The following is a 16,534-nucleotide window of genomic DNA, read 5'->3' on the forward strand; positions in this document are numbered from 1 at the left end:
AGTAATAGACAACCCATGTACGCCGCCGCAACCAGACTCTTCGAAGACCAAGGCCGCCCAGTGCCAAGGCATCGCGCAATCACCCTCCAGCCGACACACGCCGGCAACCTCACACTGACCGAGGAATACATCAAGGAATGGCGCCGCACCGTGCGCATCGCCAAACTCCACCCAGTCAACACCCAAGAGCAGGGATTGCCGTCGCTTTATGACGCTGTGGTGCTATGGATCGGCAGCGGAGAAATGACGATTGCGGGCGTGGAGATTGACGAGTTAACGCACAAGCGGACGGCTCAGTCGTGGCGGGTGGTGATCCAGGCGAAATGAGGCGCGGTCCAGCGCGGCGGCTATGACACCAGCGGCAATAAATAATGAAGCTAAATCAATGCGATTTAAAAATAAAAAAGCCAGCAATAAGCTGGCTCGTTTATCACCCCGTCGGAAAATTTCTGATTTCGTCGGAAATTTCACTTCGTGAAATAAATCAGTTTCCGTAAGTCGCTGATTTATTTAAGAATTTTGGGGTGGCTGATGGGGCTCGAACCCACGACAACAGGAATCACAATCCTGGACTCTACCAACTGAGCTACAGCCACCACTGAAAACTGCTTTCCGTCTCGCCATCAGCGCGACAGAGCCGGAATTATACTGGCTCGCCTGCCAGTTGGCAAATGTAAATGCAGGAATTCCTCAAAATTGCCCGATTTGCACCGGCTCGACCAGAGGCTTGAGGCCCAGCAGGTCGGAAAAGGCTTTGGCGATGGCGTCCGGATTGCCGCTGGTGAAGCAGTGCAGGTGGGCGGGGGTACCGCCGGGACGCTGCAACGCCGCGCTTTCGAGCAGGCGTGCGAGCTGGCGCGCTACCGCGTCGCCGGTATCGATCAGCGTTACATCGGCAGCCCCGCGCGCGGCCACCACCTGTGCGATCGCATCGCGGACAAAGGGGTAATGGGTGCAGCCGAGGACCACGGTGTCCGCGCCCTGATCGAGCAGGGGCGCGAGGAAGCCGTCCAGCAGCGCCACGGTCTCGGCGGAAGAAGAGCTCGCCCATTTCGATGCGCTCAACGAGGCCGCCGCATGGCTGCAGCAGGAATTCCGCGTGCGAGGCAGCGCAGATCTGGTCGCGCAGGGCCAGGAACTTCTCGCCGCGCAGCGTGCTCTCGGTTGCGAGCACGGCGACCTTGCCATTGCGTGTGGCCGCGGCGCCCGGCTTCAGGCCAGGCTCCACGCCGACGATAGGCAGGCTGGGATGCGCATGGCGCAAGGCCTTGATGGCCGCCACCGTGGCCGTATTGCAGGCCACGACCAGCGCCTTCGCGCCGCGCGAAATGAGGAAGGATGCAATCGCCAGCGAGCGCTGTACCAGCCATTCGTCCGACTTTTCGCCATAAGGCGCAAAGCCGGAATCGGCGAAGTACAGCAGATGCTCCTGCGGCAGCTGCGCATGGATATGGCGCAGCACCGACAGCCCTCCGACGCCGGAGTCGAAAATGCCGACAGGGCCGTCAGCGGAGGGCAGGGCGTTGTGGTGGGACATTAAGCCGGAACAGCCGCTTTCAGCGACTCGATCTTCACCGCCCACTCTTTCGGGCCGGTGTTGTGCACGGAGGTGCCCGAGGAATCGACAGCCACGGTCACCGGCATGTCGACCACGTCGAACTCATAGATCGCTTCCATGCCCAGGTCTTCGAAGCCGACGACCTTGGCGTGCTTGATCGCCTTGGACACCAGGTAAGCCGCGCCGCCCACCGCCATCAGGTAAGCCGACTTGTGCTTCTGGATCGATTCGATCGCAACAGGACCGCGTTCGGCCTTGCCGATCATCGAGATCAGGCCGGTCTTCTCCAGCATCATGTCGGTGAACTTGTCCATGCGGGTAGCGGTGGTCGGGCCGGCCGGGCCAACGACTTCGTCGCGCACCGGATCGACCGGGCCAACGTAGTAGATCACGCGGTTGGTGAAGTCCACCGGCAGCTGCTCGCCCTTGGCCAGCATGTCCTGGATGCGCTTGTGGGCTGCATCGCGGCCGGTCAGCATCTTGCCGTTCAGGAGCAGGGTCTGGCCCGGCTTCCACGAAGCCACTTCTTCCTTGGTCAGCGTGTTCAGGTCAACGCGCTTGGACTTCTCGGTGTCCGGAGCCCAGGAGACATCAGGCCAGTCGGTCAGCTTCGGCGGCTCGATGTAAGCAGGGCCGGAACCATCCAGCACGAAGTGGGCGTGACGGGTAGCCGCGCAGTTCGGGATCATCGCCACAGGCTTGGACGCAGCGTGGGTCGGGTACATGTTGATCTTCACGTCCAGCACCGTGGTCAGGCCGCCCAGGCCCTGCGCGCCGATGCCCAGCGCATTGATCTTGTCGCACAGTTCGATACGCAGCTCTTCCAGCTTGTTCTGCGGGCCGCGCTTTTTCAGCTCGTACATATCGATGTCTTCCATCAGCGACTCTTTTGCCATCAGCATCGCCTTCTCGGCCGAGCCACCGATACCGATGCCCAGCATGCCCGGGGGGCACCAGCCGGCGCCCATCAGCGGCACGGTCTTCAGCACCCAGTCCACCAGCGAGTCGGACGGATTCAGCATCACGAACTTGGTCTTGTTCTCGGAGCCGCCGCCCTTGGCAGCAACGCTCACGTCCACGGTATTGCCTTCGACCAGTTCCATGTGGACCACGGCCGGGGTGTTGTCCTTGGTGTTCTTGCGCTCGAAGTGCGGGTCGGCCACGATGGACGCGCGCAGCTTGTTGTCGGCGAAGTTGTAGGCGCGGCGCACGCCTTCGTTCACGGCGTCGGTCACGGTGCCGCTGAAGCCTTCAAAGCGGACGCCCATGCCGATCTTCAGGAAGACGTTGACGATACCGGTGTCCTGGCAGATCGGGCGCTTGCCTTCCGCGCACATGCGCGAGTTGGTCAGGATCTGCGCGATGGCGTCCTTGGCGGCCGGGCTTTGCTCCGCTTCATAGGCGCGCGCCAGGTGCTGGATGTAGTCGGCCGGGTGGTAGTAGCTGATGTACTGCAGCGCGGCTGCGACGGATTCAATCAGGTCGTCTTGCTTGATGATGGTCATGATGGTTGGCTCGGTTGGCTAATTAATGCTTTGATTCGTTCTGCGTGACGGTGGTGATGCGGTCCGTGTAGGCAATCGCCATTGCCGACAACAGGAATACGACGTGGATGCTGGTCTGCGCGATCAGGGTCTTTTCATCGAAAGCCGACGCGTTGATGAAGGTCTTCAGCAGGTGGATCGACGAAATGCCGATGATGGCCATCGCCAGCTTGGTCTTCAGCACGGAAGCATTCACGTGCGACAGCCACTCCGGCTGGTCCGGGTGTCCTTCCAGGTGCATGCGCGAGACGAAGGTTTCGTAGCCGCCCACGATCACCATGATCAGCAGGTTGGAAATCATGACCACGTCGATCAGGCCGAGCACCACCAGCATGATGATGGTCTCGGTCAGCTTGGTGGGGACGCTGGTGGAGCCGGGAACGGCAACGGCGTGGAAGATGTGTTCCAGCGAGGCCTCGTTGCCCATTGCGGCGCCGATCAGGTCCTTCAGCTCGACCCAGAAATGGAACACGTAGACGCACTGAGCCAGGATCAGCCCCAGGTACAGCGGCAACTGCAGCCAGCGGGACATGAAGATGAAAGCGGGGATGGGGCTGAGGCGTTTGGGTTCGTTCTGGTGTTCGTTCATCGTTTGAATTCTTCGGGGGATGGTCGGAAACACCCGACATTCTACACGGGGAGGGCCTCGGCAGCAGCGCTCAGCAGCACCGATTCATTTGCTTAATGGAAATTGCTTCATTTATAGAGTAATGCTAAAGTCCGGCTTTGCATTTTTCGTAATGTTTTTATGAAGCTCGACTGGATTCAAGGCTTGCGCGGCGTGGCCGTGCTGCTGGTAGTACTCACCCACGGACGCATTTTCCTTGAAGGCACCGCCGACGCCGCGCTGGCCAACGCCGTCTTCCTGCCGGGCGCCATGGGCGTCGACCTGTTTTTCCTGATCAGCGGCTTCATCATGCTGTACACCACGCGCCATGCCGCCGGAGCGCGCGAGGCGCTGCAGTTCGCGATCAAGCGCTTCGCCCGCATCTGGCCGGCGTTCGCGGTGGTCACCGTGCTGTTCATTTTCGTTCGCGACGAAAACGCCAGCTTCTTCCGCGATGGCCAGAACCTGCGCGCTTTGGCGCGCACGCTCGCCTTCGTGCCGGTGCAGGGCGGGGTGGCCCCATTCTTCAACCAGACCTTTCCCCTGGGCTGGACGCTGGTCTTCGAAATGTACTTCTACATCGTGTTCGGCCTGAGCATGCTGGCGGGCCGGCTGCGCTGGCTCGCGCTGGCTGCCTGGACGGCGTTCAGCCTGGTCGCGCTGCCGGCAATGCTGCCGGGCGCGGTTCCGCTCTATCTGCAGGTGGTCACGCATCCGATCGTCTACGAATTCCTGGCCGGTGTGCTGATCGGCATGCTTTACCTGTCGCCGCGCATCCGTTTCCCGAGCACCGCCGTCGCCTGGCAGGCCGTGGTGTGCACCAGCGGTTTCGCGCTCTGGTATGCCTGGTCCGGTAACAGCAGCGGCCACGGCCCGCAAGGCTACGGCTGGCCGCTGGCCATGATGCTGTGCTCGCTGGCGCTGGCCAGCAAGACCGTCACGTTGACGGTGCCGCGCGGGCTGTTGTGGATTGGCACAGTCTCCTACTCGATGTACCTCACGCACTTCCTGGTGCAGTCCTGGCTGACCCATTGGCTGGAGCAGCATGGGATGCCGTTCCGCAACTGGAATCTGGTATTTCTGATGCTTTTGCTGGCGATTCCGGTCGCTTCGTTGTCCCACGTGCTCCTGGAGCGTCACTTGGGCGAGTGGGTGCGCAAGCTGCTCATGCGGGCGGCCGGAGAGAAGCTTGCACAGCCGGACGCGCATGTGATTAAAATGCCAAAAGTGGCTCCCTGAACAGTGTAAGGGGACAGTAAGCGATGAGCACTATTGTTAAGCAAAAGCAAATTATCACTAACCGGAGACAAGCATGACGACTCAAGGCGCCGACCAGCAAGGTCCAATGGAATCCCGAATCTTTGCGCCGCCCCAGGCATTTGTGGACAAGGCCAACGTGTCCGGCATGGCAGCCTACAAGGCACTGTGCGACGAAGCCGAACGCGACTACGAAGGCTTCTGGGCGCGCCTGGCGCGCGAGCACGTGGAATGGAAAGAGCCATTCACCCGCACCCTGAACGAAGACAACGCGCCGTTCTACAAGTGGTTCGAAGGCGGCAAGCTGAACGTGTCCTATAACTGCCTGGACCGCAACCTGAAGAACGGCAACGCGGACAAGACCGCCATCATTTTTGAAGCCGATGACGGCGCCGTAACCAAGGTCAGCTACCAGCAACTGCACGACAAAGTCTGCCAGTTCGCCAACGGCCTGAAATCGCTGGGCATCAAGAAGGGCGACCGCGTCATCATCTACATGTCGATGTCCGTGGAAGGCGTGGCAGCAATGCAGGCTTGCGCCCGTATCGGCGCGACCCACTCCGTGGTGTTCGGCGGCTTCTCCGCCAAGTCCCTGCAGGAGCGCATCATCGACGCCGGCGCCGTGGCCGTGATCACCGGCGACGAGCAGCTGCGCGGCGGCAAACAGCTGCCACTGAAAGCCATCGTGGACGAAGCGCTGGCCATGGGCGGCTGCGAAACCATCAAGAACGTCGTGGTTTACAAGCGCACCGGCGGCAACATCAACTTCGAAGCCGGCCGCGACGTGTGGCTGCACGACCTGCTCGAAGGACCAGGCATCGACCTGCGAACCTGAGTGGGTGGATGCCGAGCATCCACTGTTCATCCTCTACACCTCCGGCTCCACCGGCACTCCGAAAGGCGTGCAGCACTCCAGCGGCGGCTACCTGCTGTGGGCCGCGCTGACGATGAAGTGGTCCTTCGACATCAAGCCGGAAGACGTGTACTGGTGCACGGCCGACATCGGCTGGGTGACCGGCCACAGCTACATCGCTTATGGCCCGACCGCCGTCGGCGCGACCCAGGTCGTCTTCGAAGGCATCCCGACCTTCCCCCACGCGGGCCGCTTCTGGGAAACCATCGCCAAGCACAAGGTCAACATCTTCTACACCGCGCCGACCGCGATCCGCTCGCTGATCAAGGCGTCCGATGTCGATCCGAAGGTGCATCCGAAGAACTTCGACATTTCCTCGCTGCGCCTGCTGGGCACCGTGGGTGAGCCGATCAATCCGGAAGCCTGGATGTGGTATTACAAGAGCGTCGGCCAGGAACGCTGCCCGATCGTCGACACCTTCTGGCAGACCGAAACCGGCGGTCATATGATCACGCCGCTGCCGGGCGCAACGCCGATGGTGCCGGGCTCCTGCACGCTGCCGCTGCCGGGCATCATGGCCGCGATCGTGGACGAATCGGGCGCAGACGTGCCGAACGGCCACGGCGGCATCCTGGTCGTCAAGCGTCCGTGGCCATCGATGATCCGCACCATCTGGGCAATCCGGACCGCTTCAAGGCCGGCTACTTCCCGGACGAGCTGGGCGGCAAATACTACCTGGCCGGCGACGGCGCCATCCGCAACGCCGAAACGGGCTACTTCACCATCACCGGCCGTATCGACGATGTGCTGAACGTGTCCGGCCACCGCATGGGCACGATGGAGATCGAATCGGCGCTGGTCGCCAATCCGCTCGTGGCCGAGGCCGCCGTGGTCGGCAAGCCGGACGAAACCACCGGCGAGTCCATCTGCGCCTTCGTCGTGCTGAAGCAGGCCCGTCCGACCGGCGATGAAGCCAAGCGCCTGGCAACCGAGCTGCGCAACTGGGTAGGCAAGGAGATCGGCCCGATCGCCAAGCCAAAAGAAATCCGCTTCGGCGACAACCTGCCGAAGACCCGTTCCGGCAAAATCATGCGCCGCCTCCTGCGCGTGATCGCCAAAGGCGAAGCCATCACCCAGGACGTCTCCACCTTGGAGAATCCAGCCATCCTCGAGCAACTCAAAGAAACCTCCTAAGCCCGCCAGGTGTCAGCCACATCGTGGCTGACACCAGCTTCTGCCTTGGGTTTTAAGAAAGCAAAAGCCGCCCACTGTGCGGCTTTTTTTAGCGTGAAAGAATCAGGTATCAGGGCGAGCTAGTACCTGACTCACCAAAGGCCAGTGTGGTATTAACTCGGACGGCAATCAGGCTTGAACTGGCTTGATGTATCCAAATTTGTTGAGCGCCTTGAACCAGCGCGGGGCATTGCGCTGCACCGACATGGCCTCATAATCGGCACTGCTATCGCGATAAGGTTGTTCGCGCCTGAGGATGTAATAGATGGTGCGCAGCATCTTGTGAGCGACGGCGACGATAGCGCGCTTATACCCTCGTCGCAATTTCATGGCTTGGAACTTCAATTTGAAGACGCATTTGGTGCGGCTGGCAGCATGTGCAAACTCGCACAGCAGGCGACGGATGTAGTTGTTGCCTTTGCCGGCCTTGCCAGTTTTCCGCTTACCAGCAGATTCGTTATTGCCCGGACAGATACCCACCCAGGAGGCGAGGCGGTCAGCGCTGTTGAACAGCGACATGTCAGTACCGATTTCTACCAGCAGCATGGCTGCGCCTATTAGATCGATACCGGGCATGGTCTGCAGCAATTTTAGCTTGGGCTGCTCATTGGCCAGTTCGCTGAGCAGGCGTGCGTCGAAGCGAGCGATGCGTGCCTCAATTTCGTCGATATGTCGCATTAGCTCATCCAGTACAAAGCGGTGACTCCGGCTCAAGTCTCCTTGCACAGCGTCGAACAGTTCTTCTCTGCTGGCTTTAAAGCGGCGCCCAGCCAGATCGAGTATTTCATGGGGCGCCTTACCTACAATAATGGCTTTGACCATGGCACGGGCCGATTGTCCAAACACATCGCTGACGACGACACTCAGGCGGATGCCGCCATCGCTCAGTATTTTATGCAGGCGATTCTTTTCCGAAGCTAGTTGGCCAACCAGTTTTTGTCGTTGTCGCGCGATAAGACGCAATTCGCGCAATGCAGTGGGTGGCACGAAAGAGGCGCGTAGCAGGCCTGCCCGCGCCAGCATGGCCAGCCAATGCGCGTCTGCCACATCGGTTTTTCGCCCAGGGACATTCTTGACGTGACGCGCATTGACCACTTTGGCCTGAATGCCCACCATTTCCAGCGCTGCATAAGGGCTCTTCCAGTAAATGCCGGTACTTTCCATCACGACTTCGTCAGGCTTCAGAGCGGCTGCCCAAGCTGCGAGCTCCTGGCGATGTCGCTTGAAGGCACCAAATTGCCGCTGCTCAATCCGTTGCGTACCGTCGGCTTCCTCAATTAAGGCGCAGGCAGTGATTTGGCTCTGGTGCACATCCAGGCCAATCACGCGTTTGTAGAGTGTTTGCAGTTCCACATGACCTCCCGCTGTTTTACACTGATGGAGGAAAGCGGCGGATGTGGCCTGAAGTCTGCCTGAGGGCACCGAAGCGCCCACGGCCTTTTTAGCGTGCGCTCTCTAGGAAGCAATCCGGGGTACGGATCAGGTCAAGGGATCATGTTACTAACGGGGTCTGACCGCCAAAAAACACAACGATCTCGATCCGCCGCTTTCTCTCCCCAGTCTAGTTTCTTTCATCCTCCGGGGCGGCGGTGTGCTCCGCCATGCCTGTTACTACCGCAGAAACACCCCCGCAGGCACATTAAACCTCTTTGCGAGCGCCCTTATCTGGCGCACATTCAACTCGCGCTTCCCACTAAGAATTTCCGACATCACCCCCTGGCTTGCCACTTCGGCCAAGTCCGACTGAGTGAGCTCATGCTGCTCCATCAAGAAGCGCAAAGTTGCGACGGGGGAGATAGCCGCATTTGGAAAATGCCGCTCATCATAATCCCCGATGATCAAGCCCAGAGTCTCCACCAGCCCAGCCAGCGGATGATTTCGCTCAGCCGCTCCTGAATCAAGCAGTGCATTCAGCACCGCCACCGCCCGGTCATACTCGTCCTCAGTCCAAATCGTACCTAATGGAACCAATGACGATAGAGCTGAGTAGCGCTCAGCGATTTCGGCGACCCTCAATTCAATCAAGGCTTCCATGAGTCGTATTCCTTGTGCGTGAAGACGTGTCTCACAAAAAGACGCTGATGATCGCCCCGTTGGCCAGGTTAAATTCCTCCACCTTTGGCCAGGTCAAATTCCCCCAGGCAGGACAGTCCGGATTGTAGTTCATGTTCCTGCCGCCGGCCTTGTCAGTCCTGCTTGACGTCGGCAGACGTCAAGCGCGTAAGCCGCGACGCTGCCTCCTTCAGTCGGTAGCTTTTTCCCTCGAACTCCAGGATCTGCGCCCTGTGCATGAGCCGATCCAAGATGGTGGTCGCCATCGTGTTGTCGCCAAGGTACTTGCCCCAGTCCTGCACGACCCGGTTGGAGGTCACCACGATGCTGCGCTTGAGTTTGTAACGCTGGTGCACTAGCGTCTGCAGCAGCTCACCGGCCTTGTCGCCGATACGGCGCGCCAGGAACAGATCGTCGAGGACCAGAAGATCGGCGTCGATCAAGGTACGTAGCTGCTGCCGTTGTTCGGCATCGCCACCCAGCGCATAGGCCGCGAACGCGCCGTCGGCCTCCAGGTAGCGCACGTTGTGCCCCTGCAGCGTGGCCTGGTAGGCCACCGCCTTGGCGATGTGGCTCTTGCCGGTCCCTGGCCTGCCGATGATCAGGGCGTTCTGCCCCTCGGCGACGAACTTGAGGGTGTGCAGCTCGAAGCAGGCGGCCCGTGGCAGCTTGGGGTTGAAACGCCAGTCGAAGTCGGCCAGCGACATCCGTTCATCCAGTCCGCTTTGCTGGAAGCGCCGTTCCATCAGGCGCGAACGGCGCCGGTCCAGTTCATCCTGCAGGATCAGCGAGAAGGTGTCGAGGAAGGGCTCCTGGTTGGCTTGGGCCTGCAAGATGCGGGTGTCGAGAGTGGCGCGGATGCCCGACAGACGCAGCTCGCGCAGGGCGCGCTCGATTTCGTTCATGCTCATGCTCATGGTGCCTCCGTGGTCGGTGTAATGGCGGCGCTGGCGTTCGCCGCGCGCGTGAACAGGTCGGCGTAGTCCTCGCCTTCGCGGATCAGTGGATGGTGCTGCTGCAGGTCCAGTTCGGCCTGGAGCGGCGCGTCGATCTTGGCCAGCGCCTGCGCCAGCAAGCGTTCGGTCAGGACCTTGATCGACTTGTAGTTGCGCACGTTCTCCTGCAAAGCCTGGGCGCAAGCCTGGTCGATCAGACGGCGCGGAAAGCGCTTGGCCAGACCCACCACGCCGCGCAGCTTGCGCTGGCCCACTCGCCCTTCATGCTCGAACCATTGCTGGCACAGGGCCAGCGCGGCGTCGCCGATGTCGCCGGCCTGGGCCAGGATGCGGCGCGTTTCGCGTGAGGGGTTGAAGGGCCGCTCATCGTCGGGCAGCAGCACGCTGCCGGGGCGCTGGGCGCGCGGATGCGTGCGCAATAGGGCCAGCGTGAAGCGGTCGCGGATCTCGACGTGGCGCTCGAACAGGCGCACTAGCACCCGGCTGCCGATCTTCGCCGGGCGCGCCGCGTAGCTGCTATGGTCGATGCGGATGCAGGTGTCGTCGGCGACGGTGCGCTCGCACTCGGTGTAATAGCCGAAGCCCTGCTGCGGCAACGCGCCGAGGTGGGCGCGTTCCTCCTGAAACATGGCCTCGACCTGGCGCTTTGCGCTGCCGTGGATGCGCGGCGCCGCCCACTTGATTTCCCATTGTTCGAGGAAGGCGTTCTGCTCCTCGATGGTCTCGAAGCGGCGTCCCTTGAGCGCGGTGCTCTGGGTGTGCTGGATCGCGTTTTCGACCGTACCCTTGCGGTTTGGGTCACGCACCCTGGCCGGGTCGGCGACGACGCCGTAGTGGGCCAGCACGTCCCTGTAGACGGGGTTCAGCTCCGGTTCGTACAGGTCGGGCTTGATGACGCCTTCCTTGAGGTTGTCGAGCACGACGTAGGCCGTGGTGCCGCCGAAGTACCGGAAGGCCTGCTCGTGCAGTTGGGCCCACGTTTCCTTCGATGATTTCCAGACCACACGCCGGAAGCAGCGCCGCGAGTAACGCAGGGTCATGACGAACAGGCGTGGCCGCCGGTATCGGTCGCTGCCGGCGATGCGCGTCAGCGCGCCCTCGCCGTAGTCGACCTGGGCTTCCTCGCCGGGCGCGAACTCAAGGCGGTCGAACTGCTCCGGATCGCGCTGCACCAGACGGCCGGCGAAGCGCTTGACGCTGTTGTAGCGGCCCGTGAAGCCGAATTGGTCGACCAGGTCCTGATAGATCGCCGTGTAGTTGCGGCGAAGGCGCAGCTGGGCCTCGATGAAGGCACGGTGTGGTTCGCACAGGGACTGCGGGCCGGTATCTGGAGCCGGTGGCCGGGGTGGGGGAATTTCAAGCGGGGCGCCGGTGGCCGGGGTGGAGGAATTTGCTGTCGCTGATCCGGCGGCCAGGGTGGGGGAATTTGGTTCCGGCCCGGTCGTGCCCAGCGCCAGGCGGCGGATGGTTTTTCGGTCCACCCCGGTCAGCCGCGCTATCTCGCGCTGGCTGGTGCCGGTTGCCAGCAGCGTGGCGACTGTGGTGCGTTTGTTTGGTTTCAAGACGTTCACCCTCCATGCTCCCCTTCGATGGTCGAAGGGGTAAGGTTACGTCCTGCCAGCGGGATTGCTCTCCGGGGACCGCCAGCCTACAGCAGCGCTACTCGGTCAGGAGGTGGGGGATTTTGACCCGGCCAGGGGTGGGGGATTTTGCCCGGCCAACGGGGATGATCGAAATGAACCACGGCTATTAATCGGTACTTATTGCCGCCCATGTTGAAGACCTAGTAGTCGCCGACGCGGTCAGTTGCGCCACGCTTGCAATGGTTCTGCCGCAGGCGGATGTCGCTTGGCGAACTCAACAAGGGCCGTGTTCGAAATGACGCGCCTGCGTGACGGGAGCAGTTTTGACGATATCTCAATTTGAGATGCGCTACAAGGGCGATGGAAATTCGATCTTAGCCACTCTCGGCCTGAGGTCTGGGCACGTCTACCTATGTTCTGACTTCGCTCAAGAGTTCCGGTGCAGGGCGATCTGCAGGCGCCGTGCCTCTTTCCGGCGAGCCCATCGCGAAAAGCTGCCTTGACTGCCATGGCCAATTTAGCGTATCGTGTTATCGATAACAATAATAATCGGAAATTCGCTCGGTAGCGAGCTCACCATCCAACAACCCTTAAGAGACAACCAGATGCTACGATCGCTTTTCATCGCAGGCCTGACGCTTTTCAGTTTGGTCAGTTCGCCGGTCCCTGCAGCAGCACAAACTCCGAATACCCTGCAAGTCTACGAAGTCCCACGGGAGTTGATCTATTCGGCTCATAACGACGACTACACGGTCCGAGTGCGTACTCCCGGCGGAAAGTGGAAGAACCTATACGAATATCGCATTCGAGTGGATGCCGACACGCTCCAGAATGCATCGTTGGTCTACTTCGATTTCTCAGGAACGGCCGAACTTGAGATCCAGAAGAACAACGGGACCTTCAGTACTGCCGAACTGCTTCCGCAAAGTCCTGGAATACGGTTGGTTCGCAATGGCTCAATCATCCGCCTTACCCTGGACAAACCCGAGCGCTTCTCGATTCAATTCGACGACGATCGCTTGCACAATCTTCATATCCTGGCCGGTGCGATCCCTGTTGACAAACCCGAGCCGAGCGCGATCTACTATGGGCCAGGCTTCCACAAGCCGGCCGATGGTGGCAGCCAGTTCCCAGTCAAATCCGGCGATCGCATCTACCTGGCCCCAGGCGCGGTACTACGCGGCAGCTTTGCATTGGACCATGTGAAAGACGTCAAGATTCTCGGCCGCGGTCTGCTCTACAACCCGGGCCATGCCATCGATCTGGATGGCGCCAGCAACATCGAGGTTCGCGACCTGATCGTCGTTAACGATGAGCGCGCGGACGCCGCACGCATCATGAACATCCGCAACTCGGAGAATGTATCGGTAAAGGACCTCAGCGGATTCACGGCCGGTAAATGGTCCGATGGCTACAACATCTCGACCTCGCGCCACGTGAGCATTGATGGCGGCTACCTGCGCACCTCTGACGACGCGGTTGCGATCTACTCGGTCACGGACTGCCCGATCTGCAAGGACCGCCCGATCCGCCCCGTAGGTCCTCCGGGCGCCGCGCAGCCGGCGGACACCTTCGACATCAAGGTCCGCAACCTGACGATCTGGAACGATGTGGCGCATTCAATGTTCATCGGGCATTTCGGCGACGCGGATGCACCACGTACAGTCAGCGATGTCACTTTCGAGAATATCGACGTCGTCAATTTCGATGAGGACGATCCTCAGTGGGACGGTGTCATGGCGATCTACTCGGGGAACGCGACCCTGATGAAAAACATCACCTTCAACGATATCAGAGTCCATCGGATTGAAGAGGGCAGGCTGTTCAACATCGTCGCGGGCCAGACCAAGCTGACAATCGTCAGCGCCCAGGCAAACACCAAGCCCGGACGCGGTATCGAGGGCGTAACGCTGCGCAACATCAGCTTTGATGGAAAGGGCATGCCTGGCGAATCGATCATCAGCGGCCTTGCGCCCGGCACGGAGATCAAAGACATCAAGATCGAAAACCTCCGCATTGGCGGCAAACCAGTCACCTCGAAAGAAGCGGCCGACATCGAAGTCGGGCCATATGTGACCGGTTTCTCAATTCGCTAAACCTCGGTCAAGATTCGGGGTCAGGTCTGTCATTCGGACATGCGCGCTGGATGTTTGATTTGGATCTAGATGAGCGTTGGGGAATGTGCTTTGGGCTACTTGCACGGCTGAGGCGGTTGGAAGTCCTGAAGTGTATGAAGGAGCGCGCGCCCTCGGCGCGCGGGGCTGCCCGCCTTGCGGGCAGCAAAATGGCGATTCGGAGCGGGTCGCCCCGGTAGGGGCGAGCCCTTCGAACCCCCCGCGCGAGCCCCGCAGGGGGCTCGCTCTCTCTCGCCGGAATGCAAAAAGCCGCCCGAAGGCGGCTTTTTTTCATTCTGGCGGAGAGAGGGTCCTCAGCACTAAGAGGGTAAAAAATCCGCTTTAGCGCCCCATCCACCTTTCTACCTACCTACGGAATTGCCCAGATACAAACAGAGGTGCTATGTGCCCCAAAACAGAATACAGTAATTTGTCCGCGGACGGAGTACGCCACGAAACCGCTTAGGAGGTGCTTATCTGGTAACGCCCCAATTCGGACAGTCGAAGGTAAGAACGAGCGGCCGCAGAAAATTCTTCGTTCAGTGAAGGTAAAAAATAATGTTTGCGGTTCACCCATTTGAAGCCTTCATGCTTAGTAATTGTCGCAATTTCCACTGGACCTCCAACTGTCTTCACCGGCCGATTGATAGAATACTTTACGAATCCGATCGTAGTATCCACCAGGGATTTCGCGAGACTTATCGCATCCTGTATCGGCATCGCAGGAACGGAACACCATTAGCTACGTGTCGTTACTCCACGACGAATCGAATTACAGCAATCCCACCACTGCGTCTGCAACTGCTTTGGCCGATTGTGGATTTTGGCCAGTCACAAGTCGCCCATCGATTACGACTTTGGACGTGAACGGAATGAAGGCTTTTTCGTATAAGGCGCCTCGCTTCCGCATTTCTTCTTCAACGTTGTATGGCACCTCTTTTGCCACCCCCGCGAGAACCTCTTCAATCCACGAGTACCCTGTCAGGCGGCGACCTTCTACCAACAGACTCCCGTTGGACAGCTTCGTGTTCAGAAGGCCGCAGTAGCCATGGCAAACCGCGGCGACTATGCCTCCGCGTTCAAAAATATCTCGTGTGATCGTTTGAAGACCCGCGCTATTCGGAAAGTCCCACATAACGCCGTGGCCGCCGGCAAAGTAGATGATGTCAAAGTCCTGAGCGTTGACATCTTGAGGACGCAGAGAATTGGCTAGAAGTGATTGGATAACAGGATTCTCTTTCCCCTCACGCGCCGACTTATCGAAATACGGCCATTTGAGCGAGCGCGGTTCGATAGGAACCACGCCTCCTAAAGGACTGACAACCGATTGAGAGTATCCCTGTGCTGCGAAAGCATCATATGCGTGAGTGAGCTCAGATAACCACAATCCTGTTGGATGCGAAACGTCGTCATAGTGACTGACATTCGTGACAACATGCAGGACGCGTCTTGTCCGGGGTCCTTGATAATTGGGTACAGCCGTGGACGAGTTAGCCATAGCGATAGTGTCCTGTTTTGAAGTGATGGGAGTTTGACATCCGGTCAAAACCAATGCGCTCGCTGCCGCAGCGGCCGAAATGAAATCACGACGATTAATGCCCATTGAACTGTCCTTATTTTTCTGCGCTGCCCAAATGCTTACTGCAGACCCGGAATGGATGTTGAGGCGCGTCGTGGTGCCGCACCGCCTCAACTTACCAAATCATTTTTCGCCCAAGAGCGAAGTCAACTGTTTCGGCGCGTAAAGCGCACTTTGGAATTCTGGGACGTACTCATATCGGATCATTTTTCCAAGCTTCAACGACTTGATGTAATTCGATAGGCTACCGTCGCCCAACTTCAGATTTACCGAATCGGAACTCGTGCTGGAACCATGGCTCAGCTTGCGGGTAACCGCATATCCATAGGTCAAGTGCCCTTGATGATCGATATTCGTGAAGCTGTTTGTGACCATGCTCGGTTTTGTGGAAAGATCGTCCAGCTTTGCACTCTCGAGCGTGACATCAGGTTTCCCAGTTTCTGCGTCGACGATCTCGTAAGTTACAGTCTTCTCGTTTTCGCGGAACCGAATATCAGTCAACCATTTCGGAAGGTTATAGCCAACAACACCGCGAACTCGGGCAAGTTCAGTGTTCACGGGTAACTTCAGGACGTAACCCCAGAACTCTCTCGAGATCGTTTGGCCAATCATAGTGACTGGTCCCAGGTTCGTGCTACCCGGCTTGTTCGTGATGACTGACAGCGATACTTCGTTGTAGCTGTCATTGTCACAGTATTGGTAGGCATAAGCGGTAAGCGCCACCAGGCCTCGGCCCGGCCATACCTGAAGCGGCTGTACTTTGGCTCGAACTTCTGCAGGGATCAGTTCCCGCAGCTTGTCGATGTCGGCAGTAAAAACTGCGGTTACGCTGCTGTTCTTGTAGTAGAAGTTCGGGGAATAGCTCTCAAAGCCAATGTCCACCTTCTCTTTTTTTAGTTCCTTAAACCAGCTCAAATCAGTCGTTGGCGACTCAGTTGCGATGAGGGACAGTGGCGGATTGGAACGATAGCGGTCATAAAGTCCACCCTTGATAACTGGCACAGAATGGCCTGCGATATTGACCGAATTGGTTTCGGCACTCTGACTTCCGTTGATGCTCTCTGGCTGCGAAGCGGCAGCAGCTCCTCCCAACAGAATTCCTGTCAGTACTGCAATATTTCTGATGTTCATCTATCGACGCCTTTGTTAGATTGTTTAGAGGATCGAGCGATCCGGTAAACATCCTAAGATTCAAGCT

Annotated in this window: 11 protein-coding genes, 1 tRNA gene and 2 pseudogenes; 4 read left to right on the forward strand and 10 right to left on the reverse strand. The window is 59.2% G+C overall.

From position 1 onward, the window contains the following. Positions 1-15: 15 nt before the first annotated feature. A complete protein-coding gene (locus tag ACHMW6_RS06575; RefSeq protein WP_395406331.1) occupies positions 16-327 on the forward strand; it encodes a hypothetical protein in 312 nt (103 codons plus the stop codon). A gap of 193 nt (positions 328-520) precedes the next feature. Here ACHMW6_RS06575 and ACHMW6_RS06580 read toward each other — a convergent pair. The 4 genes and pseudogenes from ACHMW6_RS06580 to ACHMW6_RS06595 form a co-directional block, all read right to left on the reverse strand. After that, a tRNA-His gene (locus ACHMW6_RS06580) sits at positions 521-596 on the reverse strand. A gap of 94 nt (positions 597-690) precedes the next feature. Beyond that, positions 691-1,537 (reverse strand): annotated as a pseudogene (gene murI, locus ACHMW6_RS06585) (glutamate racemase). Continuing rightward, positions 1,537-3,063, reverse strand: coding sequence for a fumarate hydratase (locus tag ACHMW6_RS06590; RefSeq protein WP_395406332.1), 1,527 nt, complete (start codon positions 3,061-3,063; stop codon positions 1,537-1,539). Before ACHMW6_RS06590 ends, murI begins: the two are co-directional and overlap by 1 nt. A gap of 22 nt (positions 3,064-3,085) precedes the next feature. Beyond that, positions 3,086-3,691: a YqhA family protein gene (locus tag ACHMW6_RS06595; RefSeq protein WP_395406333.1), complete on the reverse strand. Its 606-nt coding sequence runs from the start codon at positions 3,689-3,691 to the stop codon at positions 3,086-3,088. Between the two features lie 159 nt (positions 3,692-3,850). Here ACHMW6_RS06595 and ACHMW6_RS06600 point away from each other — a divergent pair, with 159 nt between their 5' ends. Both ACHMW6_RS06600 and acs read left to right on the forward strand, forming a co-directional pair. Then, positions 3,851-4,948: an acyltransferase family protein gene (locus ACHMW6_RS06600; protein WP_395406334.1), complete on the forward strand. Its 1,098-nt coding sequence runs from the start codon at positions 3,851-3,853 to the stop codon at positions 4,946-4,948. A gap of 73 nt (positions 4,949-5,021) precedes the next feature. Further along, a pseudogene (gene acs / locus ACHMW6_RS06605) lies at positions 5,022-7,013 on the forward strand (acetate--CoA ligase). Between the two features lie 168 nt (positions 7,014-7,181). Here acs and ACHMW6_RS06610 read toward each other — a convergent pair. The 4 genes from ACHMW6_RS06610 to istA all read right to left on the reverse strand — a co-directional run bounded on the left by ACHMW6_RS06610 (position 7,182) and on the right by istA (position 11,631). Next, positions 7,182-8,405 carry an IS110 family transposase gene (locus tag ACHMW6_RS06610; RefSeq protein ID WP_395402598.1) on the reverse strand — a complete coding sequence of 408 codons (1,224 nt, stop codon included), beginning with the start codon at positions 8,403-8,405 and terminating at the stop codon, positions 7,182-7,184. A 258-nt stretch (positions 8,406-8,663) separates the two neighbouring features. Beyond that, a complete protein-coding gene (locus ACHMW6_RS06615; RefSeq protein ID WP_395406335.1) occupies positions 8,664-9,086 on the reverse strand; it encodes a type II toxin-antitoxin system HigA family antitoxin in 423 nt (140 codons plus the stop codon). Positions 9,087-9,238: 152 nt separating this feature from the next. Next, positions 9,239-10,015 carry an IS21-like element helper ATPase IstB gene (istB, locus tag ACHMW6_RS06620; RefSeq protein WP_395408548.1) on the reverse strand — a complete coding sequence of 259 codons (777 nt, stop codon included), beginning with the start codon at positions 10,013-10,015 and terminating at the stop codon, positions 9,239-9,241. Positions 10,016-10,017: 2 nt separating this feature from the next. Beyond that, the gene (gene istA, locus ACHMW6_RS06625) at positions 10,018-11,631 is read right to left on the reverse strand and encodes an IS21 family transposase (protein ID WP_395400544.1); all 1,614 of its coding nucleotides are present in this window, start codon (positions 11,629-11,631) and stop codon (positions 10,018-10,020) included. A 617-nt stretch (positions 11,632-12,248) separates the two neighbouring features. On the opposite strand from istA, the gene ACHMW6_RS06630 reads away from it, so the two are divergent. Continuing rightward, positions 12,249-13,739 (forward strand): glycosyl hydrolase family 28 protein, encoded by a 1,491-nt coding sequence (locus ACHMW6_RS06630; protein ID WP_395406336.1) that lies wholly within the window; start codon positions 12,249-12,251, stop codon positions 13,737-13,739. A 790-nt stretch (positions 13,740-14,529) separates the two neighbouring features. Here ACHMW6_RS06630 and ACHMW6_RS06635 read toward each other — a convergent pair. Both ACHMW6_RS06635 and ACHMW6_RS06640 read right to left on the reverse strand, forming a co-directional pair. Then, complete coding sequence (locus tag ACHMW6_RS06635) at positions 14,530-15,360, reverse strand: type 1 glutamine amidotransferase domain-containing protein (protein ID WP_395406337.1); 831 nt, start codon at positions 15,358-15,360, stop codon at positions 14,530-14,532. A 99-nt stretch (positions 15,361-15,459) separates the two neighbouring features. Continuing rightward, a complete protein-coding gene (locus tag ACHMW6_RS06640) occupies positions 15,460-16,467 on the reverse strand; it encodes an acetoacetate decarboxylase (ADC) (RefSeq protein ID WP_395406338.1) in 1,008 nt (335 codons plus the stop codon). Between the last annotated feature and the right edge of the window lie 67 nt (positions 16,468-16,534).

The organism is Pseudoduganella sp. UC29_106, from assembly GCF_044055365.1.
Lineage (GTDB): Bacteria > Pseudomonadota > Gammaproteobacteria > Burkholderiales > Burkholderiaceae_D > Rugamonas.

Bases quoted from the DNA above. Each gene is read 5' to 3' on its own strand.
- ACHMW6_RS06575 (WP_395406331.1), top strand. From the start codon at position 16: ATGTACGCCGCCGCAACCAGACTCTTCGAAGACCAAGGCCGCCCAGTG.
- ACHMW6_RS06590 (WP_395406332.1), bottom strand. From the start codon at position 3,063: ATGACCATCATCAAGCAAGACGACCTGATTGAATCCGTCGCAGCCGCG.
- ACHMW6_RS06595 (WP_395406333.1), bottom strand. From the start codon at position 3,691: ATGAACGAACACCAGAACGAACCCAAACGCCTCAGCCCCATCCCCGCT.
- ACHMW6_RS06600 (WP_395406334.1), top strand. From the start codon at position 3,851: ATGAAGCTCGACTGGATTCAAGGCTTGCGCGGCGTGGCCGTGCTGCTG.
- ACHMW6_RS06615 (WP_395406335.1), bottom strand. From the start codon at position 9,086: ATGGAAGCCTTGATTGAATTGAGGGTCGCCGAAATCGCTGAGCGCTAC.
- istB (WP_395408548.1), bottom strand. From the start codon at position 10,015: ATGAGCATGAACGAAATCGAGCGCGCCCTGCGCGAGCTGCGTCTGTCG.
- ACHMW6_RS06630 (WP_395406336.1), top strand. From the start codon at position 12,249: ATGCTACGATCGCTTTTCATCGCAGGCCTGACGCTTTTCAGTTTGGTC.
- ACHMW6_RS06635 (WP_395406337.1), bottom strand. From the start codon at position 15,360: ATGGGCATTAATCGTCGTGATTTCATTTCGGCCGCTGCGGCAGCGAGC.
- ACHMW6_RS06640 (WP_395406338.1), bottom strand. From the start codon at position 16,467: ATGAACATCAGAAATATTGCAGTACTGACAGGAATTCTGTTGGGAGGA.